18 protein-coding genes are annotated in these 24,349 nt (G+C 60.7%); 7 read left to right on the top strand and 11 right to left on the bottom strand.

Features of this window, described 5'->3' with window-relative positions; genetic code table 11:
- Both HX869_RS08175 and HX869_RS08170 read left to right on the top strand, forming a co-directional pair.
- On the top strand, positions 1-1,314 hold a 1,314-nt coding region (locus HX869_RS08175; RefSeq protein ID WP_178902966.1), incomplete at its 5' end, for a methyl-accepting chemotaxis protein.
- A gap of 369 nt (positions 1,315-1,683) precedes the next feature.
- Entirely contained in the window at positions 1,684-2,484 is an 801-nt protein-coding gene (locus tag HX869_RS08170) for a GNAT family N-acetyltransferase (RefSeq protein WP_178902965.1), read from the top strand.
- Between the two features lie 102 nt (positions 2,485-2,586).
- Here the strand turns inward: HX869_RS08170 and HX869_RS08165 are convergent, their stop codons facing one another.
- Positions 2,587-3,528 (bottom strand): LysR family transcriptional regulator, encoded by a 942-nt coding sequence (locus HX869_RS08165; RefSeq protein ID WP_177036102.1) that lies wholly within the window; start codon positions 3,526-3,528, stop codon positions 2,587-2,589.
- 98 nt (positions 3,529-3,626) lie between these two features.
- Between HX869_RS08165 and HX869_RS08160 the strand changes: the two genes are divergently transcribed.
- A complete protein-coding gene (locus tag HX869_RS08160; RefSeq protein ID WP_177039825.1) occupies positions 3,627-4,826 on the top strand; it encodes an MFS transporter in 1,200 nt (399 codons plus the stop codon).
- Between the two features lie 435 nt (positions 4,827-5,261).
- Here the strand turns inward: HX869_RS08160 and HX869_RS08155 are convergent, their stop codons facing one another.
- Together HX869_RS08155 and HX869_RS08150 are read right to left on the bottom strand one after the other, a co-directional pair.
- Positions 5,262-6,026 carry a sulfite exporter TauE/SafE family protein gene (locus HX869_RS08155; RefSeq protein WP_003210527.1) on the bottom strand — a complete coding sequence of 255 codons (765 nt, stop codon included), beginning with the start codon at positions 6,024-6,026 and terminating at the stop codon, positions 5,262-5,264.
- Positions 6,011-6,673: an FMN-binding negative transcriptional regulator gene (locus HX869_RS08150; RefSeq protein ID WP_008432591.1), complete on the bottom strand. Its 663-nt coding sequence runs from the start codon at positions 6,671-6,673 to the stop codon at positions 6,011-6,013. Before HX869_RS08150 ends, HX869_RS08155 begins: the two co-directional genes overlap by 16 nt.
- Between HX869_RS08150 and HX869_RS08145 the strand changes: the two genes are divergently transcribed.
- Positions 6,672-8,273, top strand: a complete 1,602-nt coding sequence (locus HX869_RS08145) for a PLP-dependent aminotransferase family protein (RefSeq protein WP_256736754.1) — start codon at positions 6,672-6,674, stop codon at positions 8,271-8,273. The two genes, HX869_RS08150 and HX869_RS08145, sit on opposite strands and share 2 nt — an antisense overlap.
- Before the next feature lie 250 nt (positions 8,274-8,523).
- Here the strand turns inward: HX869_RS08145 and HX869_RS08140 are convergent, their stop codons facing one another.
- Positions 8,524-9,255 carry a hypothetical protein gene (locus HX869_RS08140; protein ID WP_177019861.1) on the bottom strand — a complete coding sequence of 244 codons (732 nt, stop codon included), beginning with the start codon at positions 9,253-9,255 and terminating at the stop codon, positions 8,524-8,526.
- 333 nt (positions 9,256-9,588) lie between these two features.
- Here HX869_RS08140 and HX869_RS08135 point away from each other — a divergent pair, with 333 nt between their 5' ends.
- Both HX869_RS08135 and HX869_RS08130 read left to right on the top strand, forming a co-directional pair.
- Positions 9,589-10,350, top strand: a complete 762-nt coding sequence (locus tag HX869_RS08135) for a BPL-N domain-containing protein (protein WP_178902964.1) — start codon at positions 9,589-9,591, stop codon at positions 10,348-10,350.
- 163 nt (positions 10,351-10,513) lie between these two features.
- Positions 10,514-11,566 (top strand): DUF1176 domain-containing protein, encoded by a 1,053-nt coding sequence (locus HX869_RS08130; RefSeq protein ID WP_177022075.1) that lies wholly within the window; start codon positions 10,514-10,516, stop codon positions 11,564-11,566.
- 74 nt (positions 11,567-11,640) lie between these two features.
- On the opposite strand, the gene HX869_RS08125 is transcribed toward HX869_RS08130, so the two are convergent.
- From HX869_RS08125 to HX869_RS08115, 3 genes are read right to left on the bottom strand one after another with little or no spacing between them, the layout of a single operon-like run.
- The gene (locus HX869_RS08125) at positions 11,641-12,297 is read right to left on the bottom strand and encodes a hypothetical protein (RefSeq protein ID WP_177045014.1); all 657 of its coding nucleotides are present in this window, start codon (positions 12,295-12,297) and stop codon (positions 11,641-11,643) included.
- Entirely contained in the window at positions 12,294-13,766 is a 1,473-nt protein-coding gene (locus HX869_RS08120) for a M48 family metallopeptidase (protein WP_023658733.1), read from the bottom strand. The genes HX869_RS08125 and HX869_RS08120 overlap by 4 nt, the downstream gene beginning before the upstream one ends.
- 3 nt (positions 13,767-13,769) lie before the next feature.
- Positions 13,770-14,198, bottom strand: a complete 429-nt coding sequence (locus HX869_RS08115) for a hypothetical protein (protein ID WP_003210496.1) — start codon at positions 14,196-14,198, stop codon at positions 13,770-13,772.
- Positions 14,199-14,359: 161 nt separating this feature from the next.
- Between HX869_RS08115 and HX869_RS08110 the strand changes: the two genes are divergently transcribed.
- The gene (locus HX869_RS08110) at positions 14,360-15,307 is read left to right on the top strand and encodes an AraC family transcriptional regulator (RefSeq protein WP_177022073.1); all 948 of its coding nucleotides are present in this window, start codon (positions 14,360-14,362) and stop codon (positions 15,305-15,307) included.
- Positions 15,308-15,344: 37 nt separating this feature from the next.
- Here the strand turns inward: HX869_RS08110 and uvrA are convergent, their stop codons facing one another.
- The 4 genes from uvrA to HX869_RS08090 form a co-directional block, all read right to left on the bottom strand.
- Positions 15,345-17,873 carry an excinuclease ABC subunit UvrA gene (uvrA, locus tag HX869_RS08105; RefSeq protein WP_177028437.1) on the bottom strand — a complete coding sequence of 843 codons (2,529 nt, stop codon included), beginning with the start codon at positions 17,871-17,873 and terminating at the stop codon, positions 15,345-15,347.
- Positions 17,874-18,038: 165 nt separating this feature from the next.
- Positions 18,039-19,748, bottom strand: coding sequence for an ATP-binding protein (locus tag HX869_RS08100; RefSeq protein ID WP_178902963.1), 1,710 nt, complete (start codon positions 19,746-19,748; stop codon positions 18,039-18,041).
- 113 nt (positions 19,749-19,861) lie between these two features.
- Entirely contained in the window at positions 19,862-22,951 is a 3,090-nt protein-coding gene (locus tag HX869_RS08095; protein ID WP_372865199.1) for an error-prone DNA polymerase, read from the bottom strand.
- Complete coding sequence (locus HX869_RS08090; RefSeq protein ID WP_177049833.1) at positions 22,927-24,342, bottom strand: DNA polymerase Y family protein; 1,416 nt, start codon at positions 24,340-24,342, stop codon at positions 22,927-22,929. The genes HX869_RS08095 and HX869_RS08090 overlap by 25 nt, the downstream gene beginning before the upstream one ends.
- Between the last annotated feature and the right edge of the window lie 7 nt (positions 24,343-24,349).

The following is a 24,349-nucleotide window of genomic DNA, read 5'->3' as shown; positions in this document are numbered from 1 at the left end:
GGCACCCGCCTGATGCGTTGCGCCCTTGGCGTTGGGCTGATGGTGATGGCGGCGTTGCACATCAACCAGGCCCAGGGTGTCATCGAATCGCACTTCGGTATCTTCGCGCTGCTGGCGGTGTTGACCTTCTACCGCGACTGGCTGCCTATCCTGGTGGCCGCCGTCACCATCGCGGTGCATCACGTGGTGTTTCATGCGTTGCAGCATCAGGGTTTCCCGGTGTTTGTGATGGAGCATCACGGCGGCTGGAGCATGATTTTCATCCACGCGTTCTACGTGGTGATGGAGACGGTCGCCCTGCTCTACCTCGCGGTGCACAGCCAGTCCGAAGCGGTAGAAAGCCAGGAAATGCTTGAAAAAATGCTCGCCGTCACCACGCAGTTCAGCGGTGAGGCCGTCAAGGGCAGTCCGGAAAAAGTCCATGTCTCCCTTGCCACCCGTTTCGATCACTTTCTGACCCAGATCACCGGCCTGATCGACGGCGTCGCCCGCGACTCCCACGGCCTCGGCCAACTGGGTCAGGAGCTGGCTCACGCCAGCGGCACCCTGGAAAAAGGCGCGCGCCACCAACTGGCGGAAATCGCCCAGATGACCGGTTCCATGCAGCGCATGGAAGATGCCATGGGCCATATCGCCGTGCACGTGGAGCATGCCGTCGAGCACGCGGGGCAAGCCAGCCAGCAGATCATCCTTGGCCAGGAAAGCGTCGGCCGCGCCCAGCTGGAAATCACTCAACTCGCCACCCGCCTCCACGACACTAACGAGACGGTCGAAGGGCTGGCCGTGCAAGCCGAACAGATCGGCTCGGTGCTGGAGGTGATCAACAGCATCGCCAACCAGACCAACCTGCTGGCCCTCAACGCCGCCATCGAAGCCGCCCGCGCGGGTGAGCAAGGGCGCGGGTTTGCCGTGGTCGCCGATGAGGTACGCAGCCTGGCGCAACGCACGGCGGTGTCGACGCAGGAGATCAAGACGATTATTGAAGGGTTGCAACACGGCAGCCGGCAAGCGGTAGAGGCCATGCACGACAGTCGCCAGGGCGTGGAGCGCTGCGTGGAGGACAGCCAATTGGCGGTGGAGATGCTGCGGGCGGTGGGCAATGATATTTCGCAGATCGATCAGTTGAATGGGCGGATTGTGTCGACCACTCGGGAGCAATCCACGGCGAATGTGGAGATTGTGGGGCGGCTGCAGTCGGTGCAGAGCATCGCGCAGAATACGGCGCAGGATGTGGAGACGCTGGCCAGGAGCAGTGAGCGGCTGCCGCCGATTGCGGTGCGGTTGGATGCGTTGGGGCGCCGGTTTCATCAGTGAGTGGGAGCATGGGCCGGTGCTTGATTCAAGCGCTGGATAGTCCAGGCGTGAGCGTCGCTACGGGCAGATCGGGTTTCAATCAAATGAATCGGGCCCTTTCTGCTCCTTTATTTGGACGTGGCGTGTTCATTTTGAGCGTGGGCCGGATAACGCATAGCGGCTTGCCTCTTCCATCAAGTCATCGCACATCGGATTGGCTTTGAGCATGTAGGCAGCCGGGTCGATTATCTACAAGCCAAGCGATGTCTCTTCTGTGGCAGATGCCCAAACTTCTCCCATTGGCCCGACAATCTATTTCACTGCCCTCGCAGGTGCGTAGGGGTTGATTACCGCTACCTTCCCTGGAAATCTTGCAAAGAGACGATGCACATGGATGTTGAATGGGCGCATGCCATCGAAGCCGCAGAAAGCGAGTACTTGTGTTCCCGCGTTGAGAGCTTGTCGCGGGTTAGTGGAAATCCTTTTGGTGCTTGTGTGTTTTTCAATGGGGCCTTTCCGTGCTTTCAGGTGAAGGCAACACCTAGCCCGATGTTCAATCGTATCTACGGTGACAGCACCGGCAACCCCCTTTCACTGCTGAGCTTGCTCAAGGAGTCAGCGGAGTATTCAACAGTAACGCCCCTTATCGGGAAAGCCTCGACGTTGGAGCAATTCGCTTTTGTGGGTGAGGAGCGATTCGAGCGTTTGAGGGGGTGGACGCATCTGCAGCTTGCGTGCCCCATCGAGGATGCGGTGTTGACCCCCCAATTATTCAACATCGAAGAGGCCACTTCAGACTCTCTCCCGGAGTTCGCGGCAGTTCATGCGAGTGGCTTTCATACCAAGCCAGAGCATCGTCAGTTGAGCCAGGCTTGTTTTGCAGGACTGATGTCGAATGAACGCCTGAAAATCTACGTCCTTAAAGCTGATGGGCAAGTCGTTGCAGGCGCGTTGATGTACCTGGCCACCAATGGCGTTGCCTACCTGGGCACGGCTGCCACTCGAAAAAATGCACGAGGCTTGGGCTATCATGGAGCGCTGATATCTCACCGGATAGAGCAAGCAAAGAAGCACGGCAGCCTGGTGATTGCTGCAACTGCGCTTCCAAGTTCACAGAGTCGCCGTAATTTGCAGCGCATTGGGCTGGCGGCGTCTCATGCTCAGGCGCTGTACCGCTTGGCAGATGGTTGAAACAAATTCGTAATCTACCTTCCGCTTGTGCGAACGGTAGATGTAAAAAGCTGCTGCGCCTATGGCGAAAATGGTAAGTCAGCCAGAGCTGTTCATATTCATTTAAAACCTCGGCACATCGACGTCGCGCAGAAGTTCCTCGGTGGCACATTTGAAACGCTCCACCAGAAAGTCTAACAGGACCCGCACTCTGGCAATTCGGTACCGATTGCCATGCAGCACCGCAAACACCCCAGCTTCTGCTACGCAATAGTCAGGCAGCAGCACCTTCAACCGCCCGGCACGGATATCCGCTGCTGCGTCCCAAATGGTCTTGCGTGCAATGCCATGACCGGCCAATGCCCAAGCACGTGCCACGGCGCCATCGTTGGTTTCCCAGGCGCTTTCCAATGGCACACTGTGGTTCCATGTCTGGCCGTCCACCCTGAAATGAAAGGTGTTTAAAGGACCCGCCGGAGTCACCAGCAGAATAAATTTATGCCCGGTGAGCTCGGCCGGCGTCTGCGGCTCGCCGTGGCTCGCCAGGTAGTCCGGCGAGGCACAAAGCACCCGCCAGTTGGGTGCCAGTTGCCGGGCGATCAACGAGCTATCACGCAGTGGGCCGAAACGAATGGCCAGGTCGACATCGTCCTGTACCAGGTTAGACATAGCGTCCGACAAGGTCAGCGCCACCTTCAACTGCGGATGCTGCGCGCAAAAGGTCTCGAGCCAGTCATTAAGCAGGTGACGGCCAAAGTCAGTAGAGGCAGACAGACGGACTTTACCGCGTACTTCCTGCTGACTCGCCTGCAACCCCGCCTCCGCCTCATCAATGGCGCGCAAGGCGACCCAGCATTGCTGCAGATAGAACCGGCCTTCATCAGTCAGCCGCAGTTGACGGGTTGTGCGATCAAACAAGCGGGTATGCAGCGCCGCCTCCAATTTGAGCAACCGTGCGCTGGCCGCCGCCGGCGACAACCCCAACTTGCGTCCAGCGGCTGAAAGACTGCCGAGGTCGGCAGCCTCAACGAACAAGCGCATGTCCCCCAATCGATCAGTGGCCATCTTCAATCCAGATTTGATTAAGCATCAAATTCTAGACCAATTATCAAATCACAGACACTTCATCACAATCAGGCCTCACCTGTTTTTCGAGCAAGCTCATGAACCGCGAAGAATCGATTCAACCCACCCCCCCGCCGTCCTCAGAACTACCTATCACTGGCTTACTGGCCCTGACCACCGCGAGTTTTATCGCCACTGCCAACGAGAGCGTACCCGCCGGCCTGTTGCCACACATCTCCGACACGTTTGAGGTTTCCCAGGCATGGGCGGGGCAATGGGTCACCGCGTGTGCCCTCGGTTCCGGGCTGGCGGCCGTTCCCTTGACCTTGGCCTTGCAAGGTTGGCCACGGCGCCTTGTGTTATTACTGACAGTGGGGGTGTTCTGTTTGTGCAACGCGGTAACTGCCTTGTCGCCGTATTTTGCCCTCACCCTGGTCGCGCGCCTGATCGTCGGGGTCGCCACTGGTGTGGCGTGGAGCCTGTTGGCCGGTTATGCGCGACGCATGGTCGCCGCGCCCTTGCAAGGCCGCGCGATGGCAGTGGCTATGCTGGGTATCCCCGTCGCCTTGGCGCTGGGCGTACCACTGAGTGCATGGCTGGGTGAGCAGATCGGTTGGCGCAATGTGTTCGGGCTGCTAGCGGCGTTGAGCCTGGCGCTGATGGTTTGGATTCGGCTGAATGTCCCTGACTTTGCCGGGCAACGGGCTGGCCAGCGCTTGTCCCTGGGCCATGTTTTGTCCAGGCCAGGCGTGCGACCGGTGCTGACGGTAGTTATGCTGTGGATCATGGCTCATTACATGCTCTACACCTATATTGCGGCATTCCTGGCATCGGTCGGGTTGGATGGACAGGTCGAGCAGGCATTGCTTGCGTTCGGCATTGCGGCTCTCGTGGGTATCTGGCTCACTGGGCTATTGATTGACCGCTGGCTGCGGCGGTTGGTGCTGTTGAGCCTGGCCGGGTTTGCGCTGGTATCGCTTGCATTGGCGTTGGGTGGCTTGCCTGCCATAGCGGTTTATGTGGCGATGGCTGCCTGGGGCCTGAGTTACAGCGGTGCACCGACCCTGCTACAGACAGCTTTGGCGAATGCTGCTGCCGACGGTGCCGATGTGGCTCAGTCGATGCTGGTGACCGTGCTGAACCTCGCGTTTGCGGGCAGTGCCGTAGTGGGCGGTGTACTGCTTGAGACGACAGGCGTGGGATCGATCCCCTGGGCAACCTTGGGATTGGTGCTGCTGGCCTGGTTGGTTGTTAAGGTGGGTGGCCAAGCTGGGTTCAGGAGCTTGTCCAAGCCCTGACCGGTTTTACTGCCGCTTAGTCCGAATTCGGCTCAGCCAAAATGCAGGCAAGCCAGTTCACACAAATGCTGTGTGATGCCTTCCTCGGAGTGTTCCGGAGCTGCAATCAACAGCATCTCCGAGGCACTCGATGAGGCTCAAGCGACGGCACGCAATGCCGGTGATATTACGCCGCCGCTCAATCTCAACTTCGTCACTCTAAGCAGCTCGATTAAATTGTTCGGAGCGCCGTCTGAGTATCTGCGTCCAGTTCAGATGCTCGGTTACTACCCTGACGAAGTCCTCAAGCGCTAATTTTAGCTCGATGAAGCACGCCTAGCCGAGCAGAGCATCGTGGGGTCACAGGCCATTTGAACGGCCTCTGACTGCTAACATTCCGTTGGCAGCCAATCGGATAATAGCCGTAACGTTGGGCCTCATAGTGGTGAGGCATTTTCAGACGATATAGCCACTTATGCCGTCCCACAGAAGTTTTACCGCCGTGACTACGAGCAGGCAGTAGCAGGCAAGGTACATCTGGCGTTGATCCAGCTTGGTGTGCAGTCGCCAGCCCAGCCAGACACCACTTGGAACTGCTAACAGGCAGATGACCATCAGGCTTAGCACGTTACCGGTGGGCCTGGCTAACAGCAGCCAAGGCACTGCCTTGAGCAGATTGCCTACGGTAAAGAACATGCTGGTGGTGCCGGCATAGGTTTTCTTGCTTAGACCGAGCGGCAACAGGTACATCGCTAATGGTGGCCCACCAGAATGCGCGACCATAGTCGTGATCCCAGAGGTGACGCCTGCGGACACCGCCTTGAGCGATGAGCGCTGGCTGACCCTGATTTCCCCACCGGTTTTGAACCAGAGGCCGACAAAAATCAGGGTAACCGCCGCCATCACTAACGCGACTGCGCGGTGATCCATGACGCGAAAGAGTAGATAGCCGACACCGATGCCGACAATCAGACCTGGTAACAACAGCACCAAGTCGGGTTTAGACCAAGTGGATGGCTTCCAGTAACGCAGGCCGAACAGGTCCATCGCGATAAACAACGGCGCTAGCAGTCCGCCGGCTGTGAGCGGATCCATCACCAGCGACAGCAGCGGAATGCCGACAATGGAGAAGCCTCCACCGAAGGCACCTTTCATAAAGCAGATCAAAAAAACTCCGGCGAAGGTCACCAGAATCGTGGTGGTGGTCAACTCAAGGTCCACGGTGCTGCCCCCTGATCCGGCTGCTCAAGGTTGGCCAGCATTATCGAAGAAAGCTCAACGTGCCCGCGCTCGCGCAAGTGCGCGATCGCAGACAAGCGATCAGCGTGCGACTTGTTTTGATTGAGCTTGCGCTTGCATTCAACGCACTGCATTTCGATCTCGATACCGACAACTCTCGACACCATCTCGTCCAGATATTCACGCGGCGCATCGCCCATCTTCCAGGGCTTGATCTCCTTGGACTCCTGGTGGCGAGTCAGCTGGGCCAGGGTGCGGCGCAGGAGCTTTTCTTCCGACATCACGCGCATGACGCCATGCACATGCACCACCTCGTAGTTCCATGTGGGAACCTGGCGATGCGTTTCGTGTTTGGACGCATACCAGTTGGGCGAAATGTAGCCTTCTGCCCCCCTGAAGATCACCATGACAGGCGTGCCGCCGGCGCAACGTTGCCACACAGGATTGGCGCGGGCCACATGAGCGGTCAGCAACCCGTATGTTCCGTGGCCGGTATCGAGTTCAAAGGGAATGTGGTCCGCATCCATGCCGGATTCACCCTCAGTCACGAGGATGCCCAGCGGATTGTCGCGGATAATTCGGTGCAACTGTTCCGGGCGGTGCTCTGCGAAGTGTTCGGGAATGTACATGGGATTTCACTACGGATTGTTGGGAGTCCATAATGTCGACCACGATCCGCATCATCGAAAGTGCCAGTTTCGAGGTTTTTCCATGGGCCAGTTTTCAGCCAATCCGGATGCATTTTCCCGCGGCGCGCAACGTCGGATCTATGCCAGGCTGCGCGCGCAGATAGAAGACGGCACGCTTGCCGCCGGCACGAGGCTCATGTCGACGCGGGCAATCGCGGCCGAACTCGGCGTGTCGCGAACCACGGTAACGGCGGCTTACGAGCAACTGGCGGCCGAAGGCTTTGTCCTGACATCAGTGGGCAAGGCCGCCACGGTAGCGAGCATAATCAGCACTCAATCCGGGCATGCCCAAGGGGACTCGGCGCAGCAAAAGGAACTGCCGCCAGTGCTTTCCCTTTACGGGCAACGAGTGGCCATCATGAAGCCGTACAACATGGCGTCACCCCAAGCCCGCATCGATTTCAGGTACGGCTCAGTCGCTACCAGGGATTTTCCGGCGCTGGGTTGGCAGCGCGCCTACCGTTCCGAACTAGTCAAGCGTCAACCGAGCCTCGCTTACGGCCACCCCGAAGGGGAAGAGCGCTTGCGCAATGCGCTGCAAGGTTATCTGCGACGCGCACGCGGTCTGGCGTGCGATGCGGATCAAATACTCGTAGTGCATGGCTCGCAGCAAGGACTTGACCTGTGCGCCCGGCTTTTGCTGAACCCGCAAGATGCATTCGTCTTCGAAGAGCCTGGCTACCGCATGGCCAGATATTGCTTTGAGGCCACGGGCGCGACGGCGTTGCCCATACCCGTCGATGCCTCTGGACTGGATACCAGTGCTCTGCCGGAAGGTGATCGCGTGCGCCTGGCCTTTGTCACTCCGTCGCACCAGTTTCCCATGGGGGCGGTGCTTCCTGTCGCACGTCGCCTCGAACTGCTGAGTTGGGCGAGGCGACATCGCGCGTGGATCATTGAGGACGATTACGGCGGCGAGTTTCGCTATGGCCAGCGGCCCATCGACGCACTGCAATCCATGGACGCAGATGCTCGCGTCATTTATGTCGGAACGTTCTCCAAGGCACTCTCACCGCAACTCAGGTTGGGTTATCTGGTTCTTCCACGCGAGTTGGTTCACGTTTTCCGTGAAGCAAAACGGCTGACCGATCGACACTCACCGCGCTGGGAGCAAAACGTGCTCGCCTCATTGATCGAAAGTGGAACCTATGAGCGTCACGTTCGCCGCCTGCGGCGGGAAAATGAACTGCGGCGAAGGGCATTACTGGAGGCTTTTGAACAGCATCTGGCGGAATATGGGCAACTGGCCGGCATGGCGGCGGGCTTACACGGCGTATTAACGCTACCCGCGCTTCGCGCTCAGGATGAGCCGACGTTGCAGGCGATAGCGCTCGAACGCGGGGTTGGCGTATATCCGCTTTCGCCGCTGTTTGCCGAACCCACGTCGGTAGAATACGAGCGACCGGCAGGGCTCATTTTGGGCTATGCCGGCCTGACAACGCAGCAGATTCATGAAGGGATCGGCATTCTTGGCACGGTGGTTCGGGAGGTTGAAGAGCTTGGGGCTCGGTCCGGATCAGTGGATGACTATGTCATCTAATATGCGGCTCGAACACGAGCAAATTTACAAGGTAGAGATAAGGCGAATAAGAAAAAGTGGTCGGCTTGAGTGACTGCTAAAGGTGGAAAATGGTTCTGGACGGAGGGACCGCTATTGGCCGATTGCAGCCCATCGTGACGGGTAGCTTCTTGAAAACTGACCCCCATTATCGGCCCCAATTTTTCGATGCTGATAATTGGCTCCTTTTCCCCGGAAAACCTCCTGGCTTGGGTCGAAGTCGTCGATACAACTACCACCGCCTCCACCACGCTTTCTGAGCAACCACCTCAGGCTTCAGCGAGGCAATCTTAGAGCCTGCAATCTTTACCGGTGCGACGTCCAGACCATCGAAGCTACCTAGACCCAGAGGGGGGCTTTCTGCTTGTAGAAAGCGAGTGGTTTCTGCTGAAGCCACTGCATGCAGTAACGACGAGGGCGTTATATTCCGACTCAAGACGTGAATGCCGCTCTCTGGGTCATGCAGACCACTTACATCGGTGCCTTCAACGCCGTCTATCAGAAGCGGCTGGATCATGACCGTCCCAAGCTCGTAGGTGATATCCAGATCACCGCAAACGCAACGCAGTCTTTGCAGTTCACCATTCGACGATACACACACAAAATCCAGCCCGTCGTCATCCGTGCAAAAGCTGCAAACGTGTAATTGAAGGCTTTTACTCAGCGCTAAATTCACATTCAGGAAAGCTCTCTTGAAGTAGTCGGCTAGCTGAGCATCCTTAAGCACTTTGTATATCCGCGATAGCGCTGCCAATTCTTGAGGGAGCTCAAGCGGTACATCCTTGATGGGTGGCATAGACGTAAAGGGCCATTTCCGTTCTTCGCCAGCCTTGAACGTGTCTAAGTAGAACGACGTGGCGTTTTCATCCTGGTGCAATGACCAACCAATGCTCACCGGCAACGTAGAAAGTGGTTCTAACTCCGGCTTCACATTCATCGCGTGAGCAACGACAAGGTACCCCATTGTTTAGATCCTTCAGGTACAGGGCTGAATCGCTCCAAGCATAGTCGATACTTGAGTGTGTGCTATTGGCCGATAGCATTCGCGCATGGCCGAGAGCTGACTCAAACGGCCTGAAAAATTCCGGGGACTGAAAATGGAAGAAACGCTCTCTTCGATATTTATGCACTAAAGGAAAACCCATAAATTTCAATGGGAAAACCGTCGTTGCGATCATCAATCCCGATTTTTCCTAGCCGTTTTACAAATGTTAACTCCTTCAACTGGCTATTGGCTTTAGGCTTCGAATCACAAAGTCCGATCGGACCCAATCAGCTCTAAGACGACTCTACAACCATGAATCTGCACGCCATCGCCGCGACGCTTTTTGCGTTTTTCACACTGCTTCCTTCCTCAGTGCACGCCGCGACACCCATCGCCCATGTCGCTATCTACCGAGGCCCGGCGGGCTGCGAGGGATGTTCAGAGAATGTCAAAACAGCCCTGCTGCGCGTCCGCCCAACTGCGCAGATTGACTTTGTAGGTGCCGATGAATCGATCGACATCACGCCGCAAAACCTCGCTCGTTATGACCTCTACGTTCAACCGGGTGGCGGTCAGGACATCCCTGCGGCGCTTGATAGTTTGGGGGATGCGCGGGTGCAGGCCATTCGTGACTTTGTCGCCCAGGGTGGGCGCTACCTGGGGCTTTGTATGGGTGCTTATCTGGCCGACGACAGCAACTTTGGCCTGATACCCTACGACCTTGATTCAGAGGCGGGCAGGCCTGGGTTTGAGGTCGCGGGCATTGCAGACGCGGCGGTGCAGGTTGTGTGGGATGGGAAAACCGATAGCGTCTTTTATCAGGATGGGCCTTACTTCCCCAGGCCTGACGCGACCTCGCCTTCTTCAACCATTGCGACCTACCGGAATGGTGATGTGGCGGCAGCGCGTTACACCTATGAAAACGGGGTCGTGGTGCTGAGCGGCCCGCACCCTGAGGCGGATCGGGAGTGGTTCGAGAAGGCGAATATTCCCTTGAGCAAGATGCCGCGGGGTGAGCTTTTTGGGGCGTTGGTGCGCAGCATTGAGGGGCGCAACGGCGCAAAGTCACCCTGACTTGGAGCGCGCTGGACTGGCGACATCCCACGTTCAGGCGCTGGCTGGAACACCGTACCGATTGTTCCAGCCAGGGTTTCTGTTGTGCCTGACGGCCATGCAATAGGTATTGGCAAAGAACCCTGCCCTAATAGCGTTTTTCCAGTCTACAGGCACCTGTTTGATGACCCGACTCCCCCTCATATTCCTGATGGCTGCTGCAGTTACCAGTGCGAACGCCGCCGACAATGTCCCTTTGGAGCGTTCGATCAAGGACTGGATTATCGGCTGTGATAACACGCGTGCCTGCACGGCTATCGGTGCCGTCCCGGAGCGTGACGATATCGGTATCGCGACGTTCAGCCTGCGGGTAACCCGTGAAGCCGGACCACATGGAGACTTGCGGGTAGGCGTGTTCAGCTACACCGCCCCCCAGGGTCAGCCAACACTCGATGGCAAGCCGCTGAAAAATCGATTCGAGCCTGGCGAACTCAAAAAAGGTGAGGTATCTGAGGTGTTTGCTCTGACCGGAACGAATGCCGACGCCTTGATTGCAGAGTTGCGCAACGGGCGGGAGTTGATTTTACCCATTGAGGGCGGTACCTCCGTCGCCTCGCTAAACGGGATGAGCGCGGCGCTTTTGCTGATCGACTCGGTCCAGGGGCGCGTTGGTACACAGGACGCACTGATTTCCAAGGGGCAGGCGCCCGCCAGCAGCGTGCCGCAAGCACCGGCCGCACCGCCGGCACCGAGTTGGCAGGCACCCGTTGCGCTAACCCCGGACAGGGCAAAAGAAGTCGCGGATGCCGTGGTGGCGGCCACGCGCAAGGAGTGGCAAGCGGATCTGAATGAAGGCGTTGCGCCAAAGGCAAACGCCTATGCCTTGAGTGCAGATCAAGCGCTGGTGATCATCGAAACCGGCTGTGGGGCATACAACTGTTTCTACAATATCTACCAGGCGCCCCTGGACCACCCTGAGCAGGCGCGCCCAGCACGGGTCGCCGAAGTGCCAAATCTGCCGGAAAGAGAGCCCAACGGCCTGGTCGATTTTGATCCGGCCACGGGTGAGCTGAGCAGCCAGGCAATGGCGATGGGCATGGGCGGTTGTGGCACTGCGCTGCGCTGGCGCTACGACGGTAACGGTTTCACGCTGACCCATGCGGCTGAAATGAACACCTGCATGGGGCTGGAGCAGGTTCATTGGCCTGTGCTGTGGCGTACCGAGGCAAGTCGCTGAAACTGTCGAATACATCAATGTGTGTGGCGAGGCGCGAGCGCCCTCGCCACAAACGGGTGTAGCCCCCTACCCCTTCAGGAAGCCTTCAACGCCCGCAACTCACCCTCTACACGCGCCGCGTTGCAGTAGGTGTCCAGCATTTCCAGCACTTGTTCGCCGGTGAGGACGTTACCGTTCAGTTGCAGGCCGAACAGCGTCAGGCATATCTGAGGCTCCCGGGAGCGCTTGATCTTGACGTGGGGCATCAGGGGGCCCGCAGCGTTTTTGCAGGCGGGCAATGGCGCACCCTCGCGCAATGTCAGCGTGATCCATAGCTTGATGCGGCCCTCTTTGATGTGGATATCGCCGATATCCAGCAGATCGATTTCTGCATCAAGGTTGCGAAACCACAAGTGGCTATGGGTCAGGCGCATCAGGATTTCTTCGCCGGCCCGACGGTGCAGCCACACCCCGCTGAGCAAGACCAGCGCCACGATTGCAAAAATGCCTCCCATCAACGCGTTTTTGCCATCCCATGCACTCCCGCCCGCCATCACGAAAGCGAACACTGAAAAGAGCAACAGGGTGCGGCGCACCTTGCGTGGGTAGGCCAGTTCGGTGACTGCGGGAACCTCGGCCAACCACTCCTCGCGTTCCTGGATGGCCGCCTGCAACTGATCGCCAGTGTGCTGATTAAAATCCTCAGTGAGGGATTGGGCCAGGCTGGCCAGTGGATCATCAGGGTGGTTCATACCGGTACTCCATTCTTGTTGGCATCTTCAGCCGACTGCGGATCATGAGTGAGTTGACTGAACCACTGCCGGTCGTGCGCGGTGGGCGTCCGTGTTGCCTGGGCCAGCAACTGGTCGTCGAGAACCACACCCAGTTGCTGCAGGCGCACGGCAGTGGGGGGATGGGTATCGAACGGATGAGCGATCGCGTGATCCATCACCGCCTCGTTCAAGATCACCGGAGCCTGGCGAAGGTGGTCCGCTAACGCCTGGATCAAGTTGCTGTGGGTACGCTGCCCAAGCAGTTTGTTGACTTCGGCATCAAGGGCGATGACGCGCAGCAGCGCCTGGCAAAACAGCCGCTCGCCGGCAATTTGCGCCCCGACCTTATCCGCCACCAATTCCTGCGCACGACTCCAATGGTGCACGGCTATCTGGAAGTGGTGCAGAAAGCGCCACGTCATCCAGATCGCCGGGCGTTCGATCCAGGACGGCATGTCATCCACCGCGCTGATGTTCAGGAAATGCATGTACATCAGGCTGAACCGTGCCCCGGCTTCACTGCCGCGCTCGGTGTCGCGGCTGCTGAAGTGGCCAAGCTCATGGCCGATAATCGAGGCGGCTTCTTCCTGGCTCAAGGTCGACAGGAAAGTCAGCGGCAGGTACATCGTACGGCCCGTCAACAGTTGCCCCGAGGGTTGCAGGGCCACCTGGACACTGGTGACGAAAAACGATTGGTCGACCCCAATCACGATGTGGTCTGGCACGGGCGCGCGGGTGACGGCTGCCAGTTTTTCTATCCACTCCCATAAGGCCGGGGCGCTGGCCCGGCTGATTGAACGCCCCAGAAACCCGGATTGCGGCGTTTCCATATCCTGCCATTGCCGACGCAGGCGCCCAATCAACAGCACGCCTAGGTACAGCATCACCAGCAAGGGCACCACCACCAGCAGTATCACCATGCCGCTGTTCTGGCGGTTGCTCCAGCCCCAGCTGACTTCATACAGCAGGGCCATCGCCAGCGCCCCCACTATCAACCCGGTGTAGACCACCAGCCACTGCCCCAGCGCACGCCAGCTCAGGACCAGTCGGTCATAAAGAAAGTCCCGCGAACGCAACGCGCGCCAGGCATCCAGGCGCAGTTTTACCCAGGTCGCGCAGCCCGCCAGCACGGCCGCGACCGCCAGCCAGTAACCGAGAAACGCCAAGACCTGGCGCATGTGCACCGAGCCCTGGTCGGCATCGGCCCGAGCGACCTCACGCTGCAGGTAGCCGCGCAGGCTGTCGTCCGGGAGTACCGGCGTTTTGCGCCATTGTTGCGGCAGTTGCTGCCTCAATTCATCGCTCGGGCTGGCGAGCCATTGGCGCATCACCTGCGCTTCTTCCAGGGTACTGTCGGCACGCCAGCTCTGAAGGCTGCTCCAGCCCATCAGTACCAGCGGCAGCAGCAACATCGCCAGGCCCCACGACCATCGTCTCAACAGGCTCATGGCTCAGTTCGCCTGGAGATAGTCAGTGAGAAATGCTTGCGCATTGCCCTGACTCGCCAGCGCCTCGTTATAGGCGACGGCCAGCGCTTTTGCTTCGCCTGGCAAGTACAGCTCTCCCCAGCCGTTTTGCAGAATCAGTACGACGAACTTCTGACCGTCTACCGTGGTGTAATAGCGCGTGTCCTTGCTGGTCTTCTCGACAGACATCTTTTGGATTTTCAGGTTCCAGTCGTGGTCAGCCCCTTCCACTTGCACCAGTGCCTGATTTTCGTCACGGGCCCCGATACGCAGTGTCCAGACTTTCACCCCGGCCTCACCCGAATACGCAGCGACCTTATCTGCGACTTCCGGGCGATCTTGAGCGAAGGTATTGCCCGTCATGACGGCCAGTACCATGCTTAGCACGGCAGCCCATTTGCGATAAATCAGCATACTCAGGTTCCTTGAATTTCACGGCCGACCATTGAAAGTCACCCTCGGCGATCTGCCAACCGTGCAGGCCGTTGCGCACAACAATGAGACTGCGGTTCACAACGACGAGTGACGGGGTACAATGGCGCGAACACATAAGGACATGACTCAAACCCTTCTCGATGAAACGCCAGAATCCTTATCTCGACACACACTTCTGCTTCGATCACCCGGGTCCCCTGGACCAGGCCGGCGTATTCGACGACAGCGCTCGTCAGGTTATTGGTTCTGCCATCGGCCACTACCGCGCACGGACCGTTCGGCCAGACCTGCAGTATTTCGACTGTGACTTGCAGTTCCCCGAGCCGCTGAAGATCCACAAGGTATTGCCCGACAGTGTGTGCATCGTGCAGGTGCTCGGCGGCCAGTGGCAGCATCGGGTCGACGGTGTGCTCAATGAATACACCACGGGCGCAGTCCATGTGCTGGGCCTGAGTGAGAGCATGGAAACCGTCGATCAACTGCCCGCCGGCAGTCATGCGCGCATGGCCGGGCTACGCATCGCAGGCGATTATTTGCGCGAGCTGGCCGAAGAAGACTCGGCGCTCCAGCCGTTACTCAGCCTGCTCAATGACGGCGTTCAATTTTCGGGACTGCACGGGTGCCCGGCACTGGGGCGTTTGCTGGAGCGGATATATCACTCTCCCTACCAAGGCGCCTTGGAGCGCCTTAATCAGGAAAGCCTGAGCCTGGCAGCGCTGGTGGAGCTGGCAGCCCATCTTGCCCCTCAACCTGCCAGGCCAATACCTGCGGTACGCGGTCATTCAGACCTGGCCCATGAAGCGCGGTTTCAACTGGATGCCAACCTCATCGACCCTCCCGGCACTCAAGCGCTGGCCCGGCGCCTGGGTGTGGGGGAAACCACGTTGCGCAGGGCGTTCAGTCAAATCTACGGCCAGTCGATGCTGGATTATGTGCGCCAGCAACGCATGGAGCTTGCGCGCAATCTGCTTCGTCAGCGCAAGTGGCAGGTGGCGCAGATCGCCTACCGCCTGGGCTATGCCAATCCCGCTAACTTCAACCATGCCTACAAGGCCTACTTTGGTCACCCGCCAGGTGCCGAACGCTAGAGAGCAAAGCCATGAATAGACCCCTTCCGGCCATTAGCTATCCCAATTCCCGCCCCAAAAACGGCGCAGTCCGGCTCCCCTTACTCTTCGCCACCTTCTGCGGCGTCCCGCTCACCACCACCTTCCCGCCTCTGTCCCCAGCCCCCGGCCCAATATCAATCACCCAATCACTCTGCGCCACCACACGCATTTCATGCTCTACCACAATCACCGTGTGCCCCGCCTCCACCAGATGATTCAACTGGCTCAACAACCGATCCACATCCCGCGGATGCAGCCCGGTCGTCGGTTCATCCAGCACATACAACGTCGCGCCCCGGGCATTGCGTTGCAGCTCGGTCGCCAGCTTGATGCGCTGCGCCTCCCCGCCTGACAACTCGGTCGCCGGCTGGCCAAGGCGCAAATAACCCAAGCCAATATCCCGCAGCACTTGCAGCGAGCGCAGCACACCCGGCTCTTCAGCAAATACCTCTACCGCCTGTTCAACCGTCAGCCCCAGCACCTGGGCGATGGTCAGCCCTTCCCACTTGATTGCTAACGTTTCCGGGTTGTACCGCGCTCCGTGGCACGTCGGGCATGGCGCGTACACGCTGGGCATGAACAGCAATTCAACGCTGACAAACCCCTCGCCTTCGCAGTTCGGGCAGCGGCCTTTGGCGACGTTGAAGGAGAATTGCCCGGCGTCGAAATGGCGCTTTTTCGCCGCCGGTGTGGCGGCGAACAGTTTGCGTACATTGTCGAACAGGCCGGTGTAGGTCGCGAGGTTGGAACGCGGTGTGCGGCCGATGGGTTTTTGGTCCACCTGGACCAGGCGGCGGATGTGTTCCAGGCCGCCACTGATGCGGCCGCCGCTGGTTTGCGGGGCGTCGTCTTCGAGGCTGGGTTCGTCTTCGGTTTCCACCACGCGGCCCAGGCCTGCGCCTACCAGTTCCAACAGCGCCTGGCTGACGAGGCTGGATTTGCCCGAGCCGGAAATGCCGGTGACGGCGGTGAAGCAGCCCAGGGGAAAGTCCACGCTGAGGTCGTTGAGGTTGTTGCGCGTGACGCCTTCCAGGCTCAGCCAGCCGGTGGGTTGGCGCGGTGGTTGGCTGACCGGGCGTTTTTCGGCGAACAGGTATTCGCGGGTTTGCGAGGCTTCGACCTGCGCCAGGCCGGCGGGTGGGCCGCTGTACAGGACCTGGCCGCCGTGTTCACCGGCAGCCGGGCCGACGTCGATCAGCCAGTCGGCCCGGCGCATGGTTTCCAGGTCGTGTTCCACCACGAACAGTGAGTTGCCGGCGGCCTTCAGGCGGTCGAGGGCGGCGAACAGGGCTTCGCCGTCAGCGGGATGCAGGCCGGCGGAAGGTTCGTCGAGCACGTAGATCACGCCGAACAGTTGCGAGCCCAGTTGGGTGGCCAGGCGCAGGCGTTGCAGTTCGCCGGAGGACAGGGTTGGTGTGCTGCGTTCCAGGGCCAGGTAGCCCAGGCCGAGGTCGGTCAGGGTGCTGACGCGTTCGAGCAGGTCCTGGGCGATGCGTTGGGCGGCCAGGCGTTTTTCCACGGAGAGCTTTTTATCGCCCTGCCCTTCGGCCACCGGTCGCAGCAGTTCGGCGAGTTGCAGCAGAGACATTTGCGACAGTTCGCCAATGTCCACGCCGGCAAATTTCACCGACAGCGCGGCCTTGTTCAGGCGTTTGCCTTCGCACAGCGGGCATGGGCTGCCTTGCATGAACTGCGACACGCGCTTTTTCATCAGGGCGCTTTGGGAGTGGGTGAAGGTGTGCAGGATGTAGCGGCGGGCGCCGGTGAAGGTGCCCTGGTAGCTGGGTTCGAGTTTGCGTTTGAGGGCGTCGCGGGTTTGGGCAGGTGTGAAGCCGGCGTACACCGGTACGGTGGGGGTTTCTTCGGTGAAGAGGATCCAGTCGCGCTGCTTTTTCGGCAGGTCGCGCCACGGGATGTCGACGTCGTAGCCCAGGGTGACGAGGATGTCGCGCTGGTTCTGGCCTTGCCATGCCAACGGCCAGGACGCCACGGCGCGTTGGCGGATGGTGAGGGAAGGATCGGGCACCATCAGGGCCTCGGTCACTTCGTACACGCGGCCCAGGCCGTGGCATTGCGGGCAGGCGCCCTGGGGCAGGTTGGGGGAAAAGTCTTCGGCGTACAGCATCGGTTGCCCCGCCGGGTAACTGCCGGCGCGGGAGTAGAGCATGCGGATCAGGCTGGACAAGGTGGTGACGCTGCCCACTGATGAACGTGTGCTGGGTGTACCGCGCTGTTGTTGCAAGGCCACGGCGGGCGGCAGGCCTTCGATGGAGTCGACGTCCGGTACGCCGACCTGGTCGATCAGGCGGCGGGCGTAGGGCGCCACGGATTCGAAGTAGCGCCGCTGGGCTTCGGCGTAGACGGTGGAGAATGCCAGCGAGGACTTGCCGGAGCCTGACACGCCGGTGAACACCACCAGGGCGTCGCGGGGGATGTCCACGTCGACGTTGCGCAGGTTGTGTTCCCGTGCACCCCGCACCCGCACGAAGCCAGGGCGTTGGGAGGTGAGTGAGGTGTCTGGTGGCAGGTTGCGCTGGGAAGTCATGGGTAACCTTATCGGTGTGTTCAAGGCAGTGAAGATCCACTGTGGGAGCCGGGCTTGCCCGCGATGACGGTGTGCCAGTTACCGGATGGGGTGCCTGACACTCCACCATCGCGGGCAAGCCCGGCTCCCAAAGTGGTTTGGTGTTGCTGGCTGGATCTCCATCCGTCACATCATTCGTGAGGTCAGCACCGAGCGCACCCGTTGCGCCAATTCATCCGGGCCATAGGGTTTGCTCAGCAGGTGAATGTCGGTGCCCAGCAGGTGGTTGCTGGAAAGGATGTCGCGGGTATGCCCGGAGGTAAACAGCACCGCTATCGCCGGCACTTGCTCTCGCGCCCACTTGGCCAGGTCGGTGCTTTTGACCCGGCCCGGCATCACGACGTCGGTAAAAATCAGGTCCGGTTGCAGGCCGGCCTGGAGCATCAGCATGGCCCGGTCGCCATCTTCGGCGGTAAGCACGGTGTAGCCGGACTGTTCAAGCAATTCCACCGCAGCCGCACGTACGCCTTCGTTGTCTTCCACCACCAGGATGGTCTCCTGGCCGCCGGTGGGTTGTGTGAGCTCGACGGGCGCATCGTGGTTTTCCGGCTCTCCCAGGTTGCGCGGGAAATACATCTGCACCACGGTGCCGCTGCCCTCCACGCTCTCGACCTCAACATGCCCGCCACTTTGGCGCACGAACCCGAACACCATGCTCAGGCCCAGGCCGGTACCGTGGCCATTCGGCTTGGTGGTGAAAAACGGTTCGAAGGCCCGTGCCAGGATCGTTGGTGACATGCCGGCGCCGCTGTCGGCGACGGCCAGGCGCACATATTCACCGGGGTTGATGCTTTTACCGGCGCAATCCGGAGGGTTGAGAATAATGTTTTCGCCGGTGATCCGAATCACGCCCTCGCCTTTCATGGCATCCCGGGCGTTGATCGCCAGGTTGAGCAGTGCGTTTTCCAGTTGGTTGCGGTCGACGTTAATGCACCATGGATCCTGGGGCAGTTGCACATCAATGTGGATGGTTTCTCCCAGCGCCCGCTGCAGCAGCTCGCCCAGGCCTTCATAGATGCGCAGCGGGTTGTACACCGCCGGTGACAATGGCTGGCGACGGGCGAAGGCCAGCAGTTGCGAGGTCAGCTTGGCCCCACGTTCCACTGCCGCGATGGCGGCGCTGACCCGGCGCTGCACCTGGGGGTTGTCCGGCTCATGCCGGGCCAGCAGGTGCAGATTGCCGGCGACCACTTGCAGCAGGTTGTTGAAGTCGTGGGCCACGCCGCCGGTCAGGCCGCCGATGGCTTCCAGCTTCTGTGATTGACGCAACTGTTCTTCGGCAGCGGAACGGGCCTGAACCTCCGCGGCCACGCGCTGCTCCAGGTTGTGGGTGAGTTCCTGGCGCAGGCGCTCGGAGATCATATGTTCGGTGGTCTCCACCACAATCGCCAGGACCCCGGCCGGTCGTTGGTCGTCACCGGCCACGGGGCTGTAATACAGGTCCATCCAGACTTCTTCCGGGCGGCCGTCGCGCAACAGTTCCAGGGGCAGGTTGCGGTAGGACAAGGTGCCGCCGGCCAGGCAGGTGTCGACCACATTGCGGTTGAAGTCGGCGACTTCCGGCCAGCCCAGTTCCACCGGCGCACCCAGCAGATAAGGGTGGCGACCGCCGGCAAACACCGAATAGCTGTCGTTGTAGATCATGTAACCGGCGTGCCCCCACAGCATCACCATGGGCATGGGCGATGCCAGCATCATCTGCACGGCGCTGGTCAGGCTGGAGGGCCAGGCACTCATCGGGCCGAGGTCGGTGGTGGACCAATCGAAAGCACGAATCCTCTGGGCCATTTCCCCAGCCCAACCCTCACAGCCGTGGGTATTGGATAAAAACTGCATCGGTCGGCTCTGCAAAAGATAAAAGGTGGGCGGCGATGAAAACTTTGAGCCCGGCAGTGGCGGTTGGTTTCATCGCATATTGCTTATGCCGGCAGGAAGGAGCAAGGGCCGACTCAGCGAAAGTCCCGGCTGCGCACACTGATGCCCGACAGCAACGGGGTCAGGTCGGTCAAGCGCCCGGCGATCAGGTGCCGAACCTCGCCCACCGCCTCCCAGCGGCCATCCACCTTGAGCAACCGCGAGCCCACCAGCGCCTGGCGTTGGCGCTCGGCCAAATCGCGCCAGACCACCACATTGATATTGCCGAACTCATCTTCCAGGGTGACGAAGGTAACGCCGCTGGCCGTGCCCGGGCGTTGTCGACCGGTGACCAGGCCGGCGACGCTGACGTTGCGGCCATGTTCAACCCGCAGCAATTCCCTGGAACTGCGGCAACGCCGCGCGCGCAGTTCATCGCGCAACAGCGCCAACGGGTGTGGGCCCAGGGTGGTGCCGACGCTGGCGTAGTCGGCATACAAATCTTCGCCGACTGTCGGTTGCGGCAGCTCCACCACCGCCTCTTCCGGGCTGGCGATACCGGCAAACAGGCCCAGTTGTTTCTGCACCCCGGCCACCTCCCAACGCGCCCGGTGCCGATGCCCGGCCAGGCCGCGCAAGGCACCGGCATCCGCCAGCAGTTCCTGGGCGCGAGTGTCCAATTGGGCACGCTCGCCCAAGTCGGCAATATCAAAAAACGCCCGGGCCTGGCGCGCCATTTCGATACACCGGCCATCCTCTTCGCGAAACCCGGAGATCATGCGCAAGCCCATGCGAATCGCCGGTTGCTGGCCTTCGATCGGCTCAAGGCTGCAATCCCAGTCACTGGCCTGCACATCCACCGGGCGGATCTGCAAATGATGGCGACGGGCGTCCTGCAGGATCTGGTCGGGGCTGTAGAAACCCATGGGCCAACTGTTGATCAGGGCGCAGGCAAACGCTGCCGGTTCATGGCATTTGAGCCAGCAACTGGCATAGGTCAGCAAGGCGAAACTGGCGGCGTGGGACTCGGGAAAACCATAGCTGCCAAAGCCCTTGATCTGCTCGAAGATCTGCGCGGCGAAGGCTTCGCTGTAGCCGTTTTTCAGCATGCCGGTGCGCAGGCGTTGCTGATGGGGTTCGAGGCCGCCGTGGCGTTTCCAGGCGGCCATGGAACGGCGCAGTTGGTCGGCTTCGCCGGGTGTGTAATCGGCGGCGACCATAGCGATCTGCATGACCTGTTCCTGGAACAGCGGGATGCCCAGGGTGCGCTCCAGTACTGACTTGAGTTCCGGCGACGGGTAGGTGGTTTCTTCCTCCTTGTTCCGCCGCCGCAGGTACGGATGCACCATGCCACCCTGGATGGGCCCCGGCCGCACGATGGCGACCTCAATGACCAGGTCGTAGAATTTTTCCGGTCGCAGGCGGGGCAACATCGACATCTGCGCCCGCGACTCAATCTGGAACACGCCGATAGTGTCGGCCTTGCTGATCATCGCGTAGGTTGCCGCATCTTCCTTGGGCACCGAAGCCAGGCTCAGGTCCCGGTTGCGATGGCGGCGCAGCAGGTCGAAGCAGCGGCGAATCGCACTGAGCATGCCCAGCGCGAGGATGTCCACCTTGAGCAGGCCCACGGCGTCGAGGTCGTCCTTGTCCCACTGGATGATGGTGCGCTCGGCCATGGCGGCATTTTCCACCGGCACCAGGGTGTCCAGCGGGTGTTCGGAAATCACGAAGCCGCCGGGGTGCTGGGACAGGTGCCGGGGGAAGCCGATCAGTTGTTGGGTCAAGGTCAGCACCCGGCGCAGCACCGGGCTGTCGGGGTCGAAACCACCTTCGCGCAAGCGTTCCAGGGGCGGTGCTTCGTCGCTCCAGCGCCCACAACAGTCGGCCAGGGCGTTGACCTGATCCGGCGGCAACCCGAGGGCCTTGGCCACGTCGCGCACCGCGCCGGCGCCGTGATAGCTGCTGACCACCGCCGTCAACGCGGCGCGGGTACGACCGTAGCGCTGGAAGACGTATTGCAGCACTTCTTCGCGGCGTTCGTGCTCGAAGTCCACGTCGATGTCCGGCGGCTCGTTGCGTTCACGAGACAGGAAGCGCTCGAACAGCATGTTCATCAGGCTCGGGTCGATCTCGGTGATGCCCAGGGCAAAACACACCGCCGAGTTGGCCGCCGAGCCACGGCCCTGGCACAGGATCGAACGGCTGCGGGCGAAGCGCACAATGTCGTGTACGGTGAGGAAGTAGCTTTCGTAGCCGAGGTCGCTGATCAGTTCCAGTTCGTTATTGATCTGCTGGAGGGTCTTGGCGTCGACCCCTTTCGGCCAACGCTGGGCGATGCCTTGCTCGGTCAAGGTGCGTAACCAGGATTTTGCATCCTGGCCTTCAGGTACCAACTCCCTGGGGTATTGATAGCGCAATTGGCCGAGGTCAAAGGTGCAACGCCGGGCAATGTTCAGGGACTCTTCCAGCAAGTGCGCCGGGTACAGCGCGGCCAATGCATCGAGGCTGCGCAAGTGCCGTTCACCATTGGGATGCAGGCGCGCGCCGGCTTCGGCCACCGGGACGTGGTGACGGATTGCGGTCATGGTGTCTTGCAACGCACGGCGACCGCGCACATGCATATGCACATCGCCGCAGGCCACCGCCGGCAGGTGCAGGCTGGCGGCCAGGTTCAGGCGTTGCTCAAGGTGACGGGCATCGTTCTGGCCGCAATGCAGTTCCACCGCCAGCCACAGGCGATCGGTGAAGGTGCTGCACAGCCATTGGATATGGGCCTGGGTGTCGGTGTCTTCGACCATCCATAACGCGAGCAAGCCGTGTACCGCGGTGAAGTCTTCCTGCAGCAAGCGGTAGTGGCCTTTTCCCGCACGGCGACGGGCAATGGTGATCAGCCGGCACAGGTGTTGATAGCCTTCCAGGTTCTCCACCAGCAGCACCAGCTTCGGGCCGTTTTCCAGGCGCATCTCGCTGCCGATAATCAGCGGCAACCCGACTTCCTTGGCTGCCTGCCAGGCACGGACGATGCCCGACAAGGTGCATTCATCGGTGATGGCCAGCGCCTCGTAACCCTGCTGCCTGGCCCGTTCAAACAGCTCGCGGGCACTGGAGGCGCCCCGCTGGAAACTGAAGTTGGACAGACAATGCAGCTCCGCGTACTTCATGCGAACCAGCCTTGCAGCCACAGCGTGCCGCTCTCGCCCACGGTGCGGTAGGCCCAGCCTTGCTGGCCGGCACGGGTGCGCACCAGGTAATAATCGCGGCGCACATCGGCGCCATCCCACCAGCCGGATTCGATGCGCTCCGGGCCCATCAGGATGTGTAGACCCTGCTCGGCCAGGGGCGTCGGTTCATGCAACAACCAGCCCGGGCGTTGCACGTTGTTTGAGGGTGAGCACGGGCGAAGATCAGCACCGGCTTGCCAGGCGCATTCTGGGCGGTGGTCGGCGTGAAAGCGCAGGCCTTGCACCGCTTCGTCCCCCAACCGCGCCCGCAGGCGTTCGCGCAGTTGTTCCCACGGCAGGGTTTGTTGCGGGCGCTCGTCGAACAGGTCCTGGCGCTGGGGCACAAACACCGGCAGGTCCTCGGCCACCAGGCGAAAGCCGCGCACCGGCGAGGTGACTTGCACTTGCTCCAGGCGCCCACGGGCCAGTTCGAACAGCATCGCCGCGTCACGCTCGGCGCTGAGCAGGCCGACCTTGATCACGCTGTCGGGCTCGGCCGCGTGCTCCAGGTGCAGGTCAAAACGCTGCACGCCACTGTCGCGGCCACACAGGAACGCCGACAGGTCGCCAGTCAAACGGCGCAAGGGAAACAGCAAGGCCTGGTGGGACAACACATCAAAATTCAGCTCGATGCGCACATCAAACCGGTCCGGCGGCTGGTAGAACGCCAGCGCCAGGGGCCGTTGGCCGCACAGTGCATCTAGGTGCTTGAGCAGCGCAGCGTCGAAGCGCCGGGCCAGGGTATGCCGAGGCAACGCCTGCACCTGGGCCAGGGTGCGCAAGCCCATGCGCGACAATGCGCTGGCGGCTTGCGGGTCGAGGCCGGCGCGGTCGATGGGGATCGGTGCCAGGGCGTGTTGCAGGTATTGCTCATCGGCCACGGCCAGGCCGTCGTAGGCATTCGCCAATATCCGCGCCGCCGCCGGGTTCGGCGCGGCGACGATGCGATGACGAAACCCCAGTTCGGTCAGCTCCTTGCGCAAGCGTGCTTCGAGCAACGGCCAGGGCCCGAACAGGCCCAGGCTCGACTCGATCTCGAACAGCAACGCCCGTGGGTAGAACACGCTGACCTGGGAGCTGAAACGGTAGGCCCAGGCGGCGAGAAACTGCTGCCAGTATTCGATCTGCGCCGGGTCGTATTCGGCGCAGGCGAACGCCTTGGTCAAGGCATGGGCCGCCGTCAGCGACTGGCCGGGGCGCAGGCCGAGTTTGCGCGCGGCGTCATTGACGGTTTGCAGCACCCGCCGCTGCGGCGTGCCGGCCAGCAGGGCCAACGGCTGGTCCGGTTCGGGGCGCGAACGCAGCACCCCGTCCAGCGCCAATTGCGGGAACACAATACACACCCAGCGCATGCCAACC

The organism is Pseudomonas sp. P7779 (genome assembly GCF_013386315.1).
Taxonomy (GTDB): domain Bacteria; phylum Pseudomonadota; class Gammaproteobacteria; order Pseudomonadales; family Pseudomonadaceae; genus Aquipseudomonas.
This window is presented reverse-complemented; position numbering and strand designations above follow the sequence as displayed.

Coding starts and splice junctions, on each gene's coding strand:
- HX869_RS08130 (WP_177022075.1), top strand. CDS start 10,514: ATGACCCGACTCCCCCTCATATTCCTGATGGCTGCTGCAGTTACCAGT.
- HX869_RS08090 (WP_177049833.1), bottom strand. CDS start 24,342: ATGCGCTGGGTGTGTATTGTGTTCCCGCAATTGGCGCTGGACGGGGTG.
- HX869_RS08110 (WP_177022073.1), top strand. CDS start 14,360: ATGAAACGCCAGAATCCTTATCTCGACACACACTTCTGCTTCGATCAC.
- HX869_RS08125 (WP_177045014.1), bottom strand. CDS start 12,297: ATGAACCACCCTGATGATCCACTGGCCAGCCTGGCCCAATCCCTCACT.
- HX869_RS08120 (WP_023658733.1), bottom strand. CDS start 13,766: ATGAGCCTGTTGAGACGATGGTCGTGGGGCCTGGCGATGTTGCTGCTG.
- HX869_RS08165 (WP_177036102.1), bottom strand. CDS start 3,528: ATGGCCACTGATCGATTGGGGGACATGCGCTTGTTCGTTGAGGCTGCC.
- HX869_RS08145 (WP_256736754.1), top strand. CDS start 6,672: ATGGGATTTCACTACGGATTGTTGGGAGTCCATAATGTCGACCACGAT.
- uvrA (WP_177028437.1), bottom strand. CDS start 17,873: ATGACTTCCCAGCGCAACCTGCCACCAGACACCTCACTCACCTCCCAA.
- HX869_RS08140 (WP_177019861.1), bottom strand. CDS start 9,255: ATGGGGTACCTTGTCGTTGCTCACGCGATGAATGTGAAGCCGGAGTTA.
- HX869_RS08170 (WP_178902965.1), top strand. CDS start 1,684: ATGGATGTTGAATGGGCGCATGCCATCGAAGCCGCAGAAAGCGAGTAC.
- HX869_RS08160 (WP_177039825.1), top strand. CDS start 3,627: ATGAACCGCGAAGAATCGATTCAACCCACCCCCCCGCCGTCCTCAGAA.
- HX869_RS08115 (WP_003210496.1), bottom strand. CDS start 14,198: ATGCTGATTTATCGCAAATGGGCTGCCGTGCTAAGCATGGTACTGGCC.
- HX869_RS08135 (WP_178902964.1), top strand. CDS start 9,589: ATGAATCTGCACGCCATCGCCGCGACGCTTTTTGCGTTTTTCACACTG.
- HX869_RS08100 (WP_178902963.1), bottom strand. CDS start 19,748: ATGCAGTTTTTATCCAATACCCACGGCTGTGAGGGTTGGGCTGGGGAA.
- HX869_RS08150 (WP_008432591.1), bottom strand. CDS start 6,673: ATGTACATTCCCGAACACTTCGCAGAGCACCGCCCGGAACAGTTGCAC.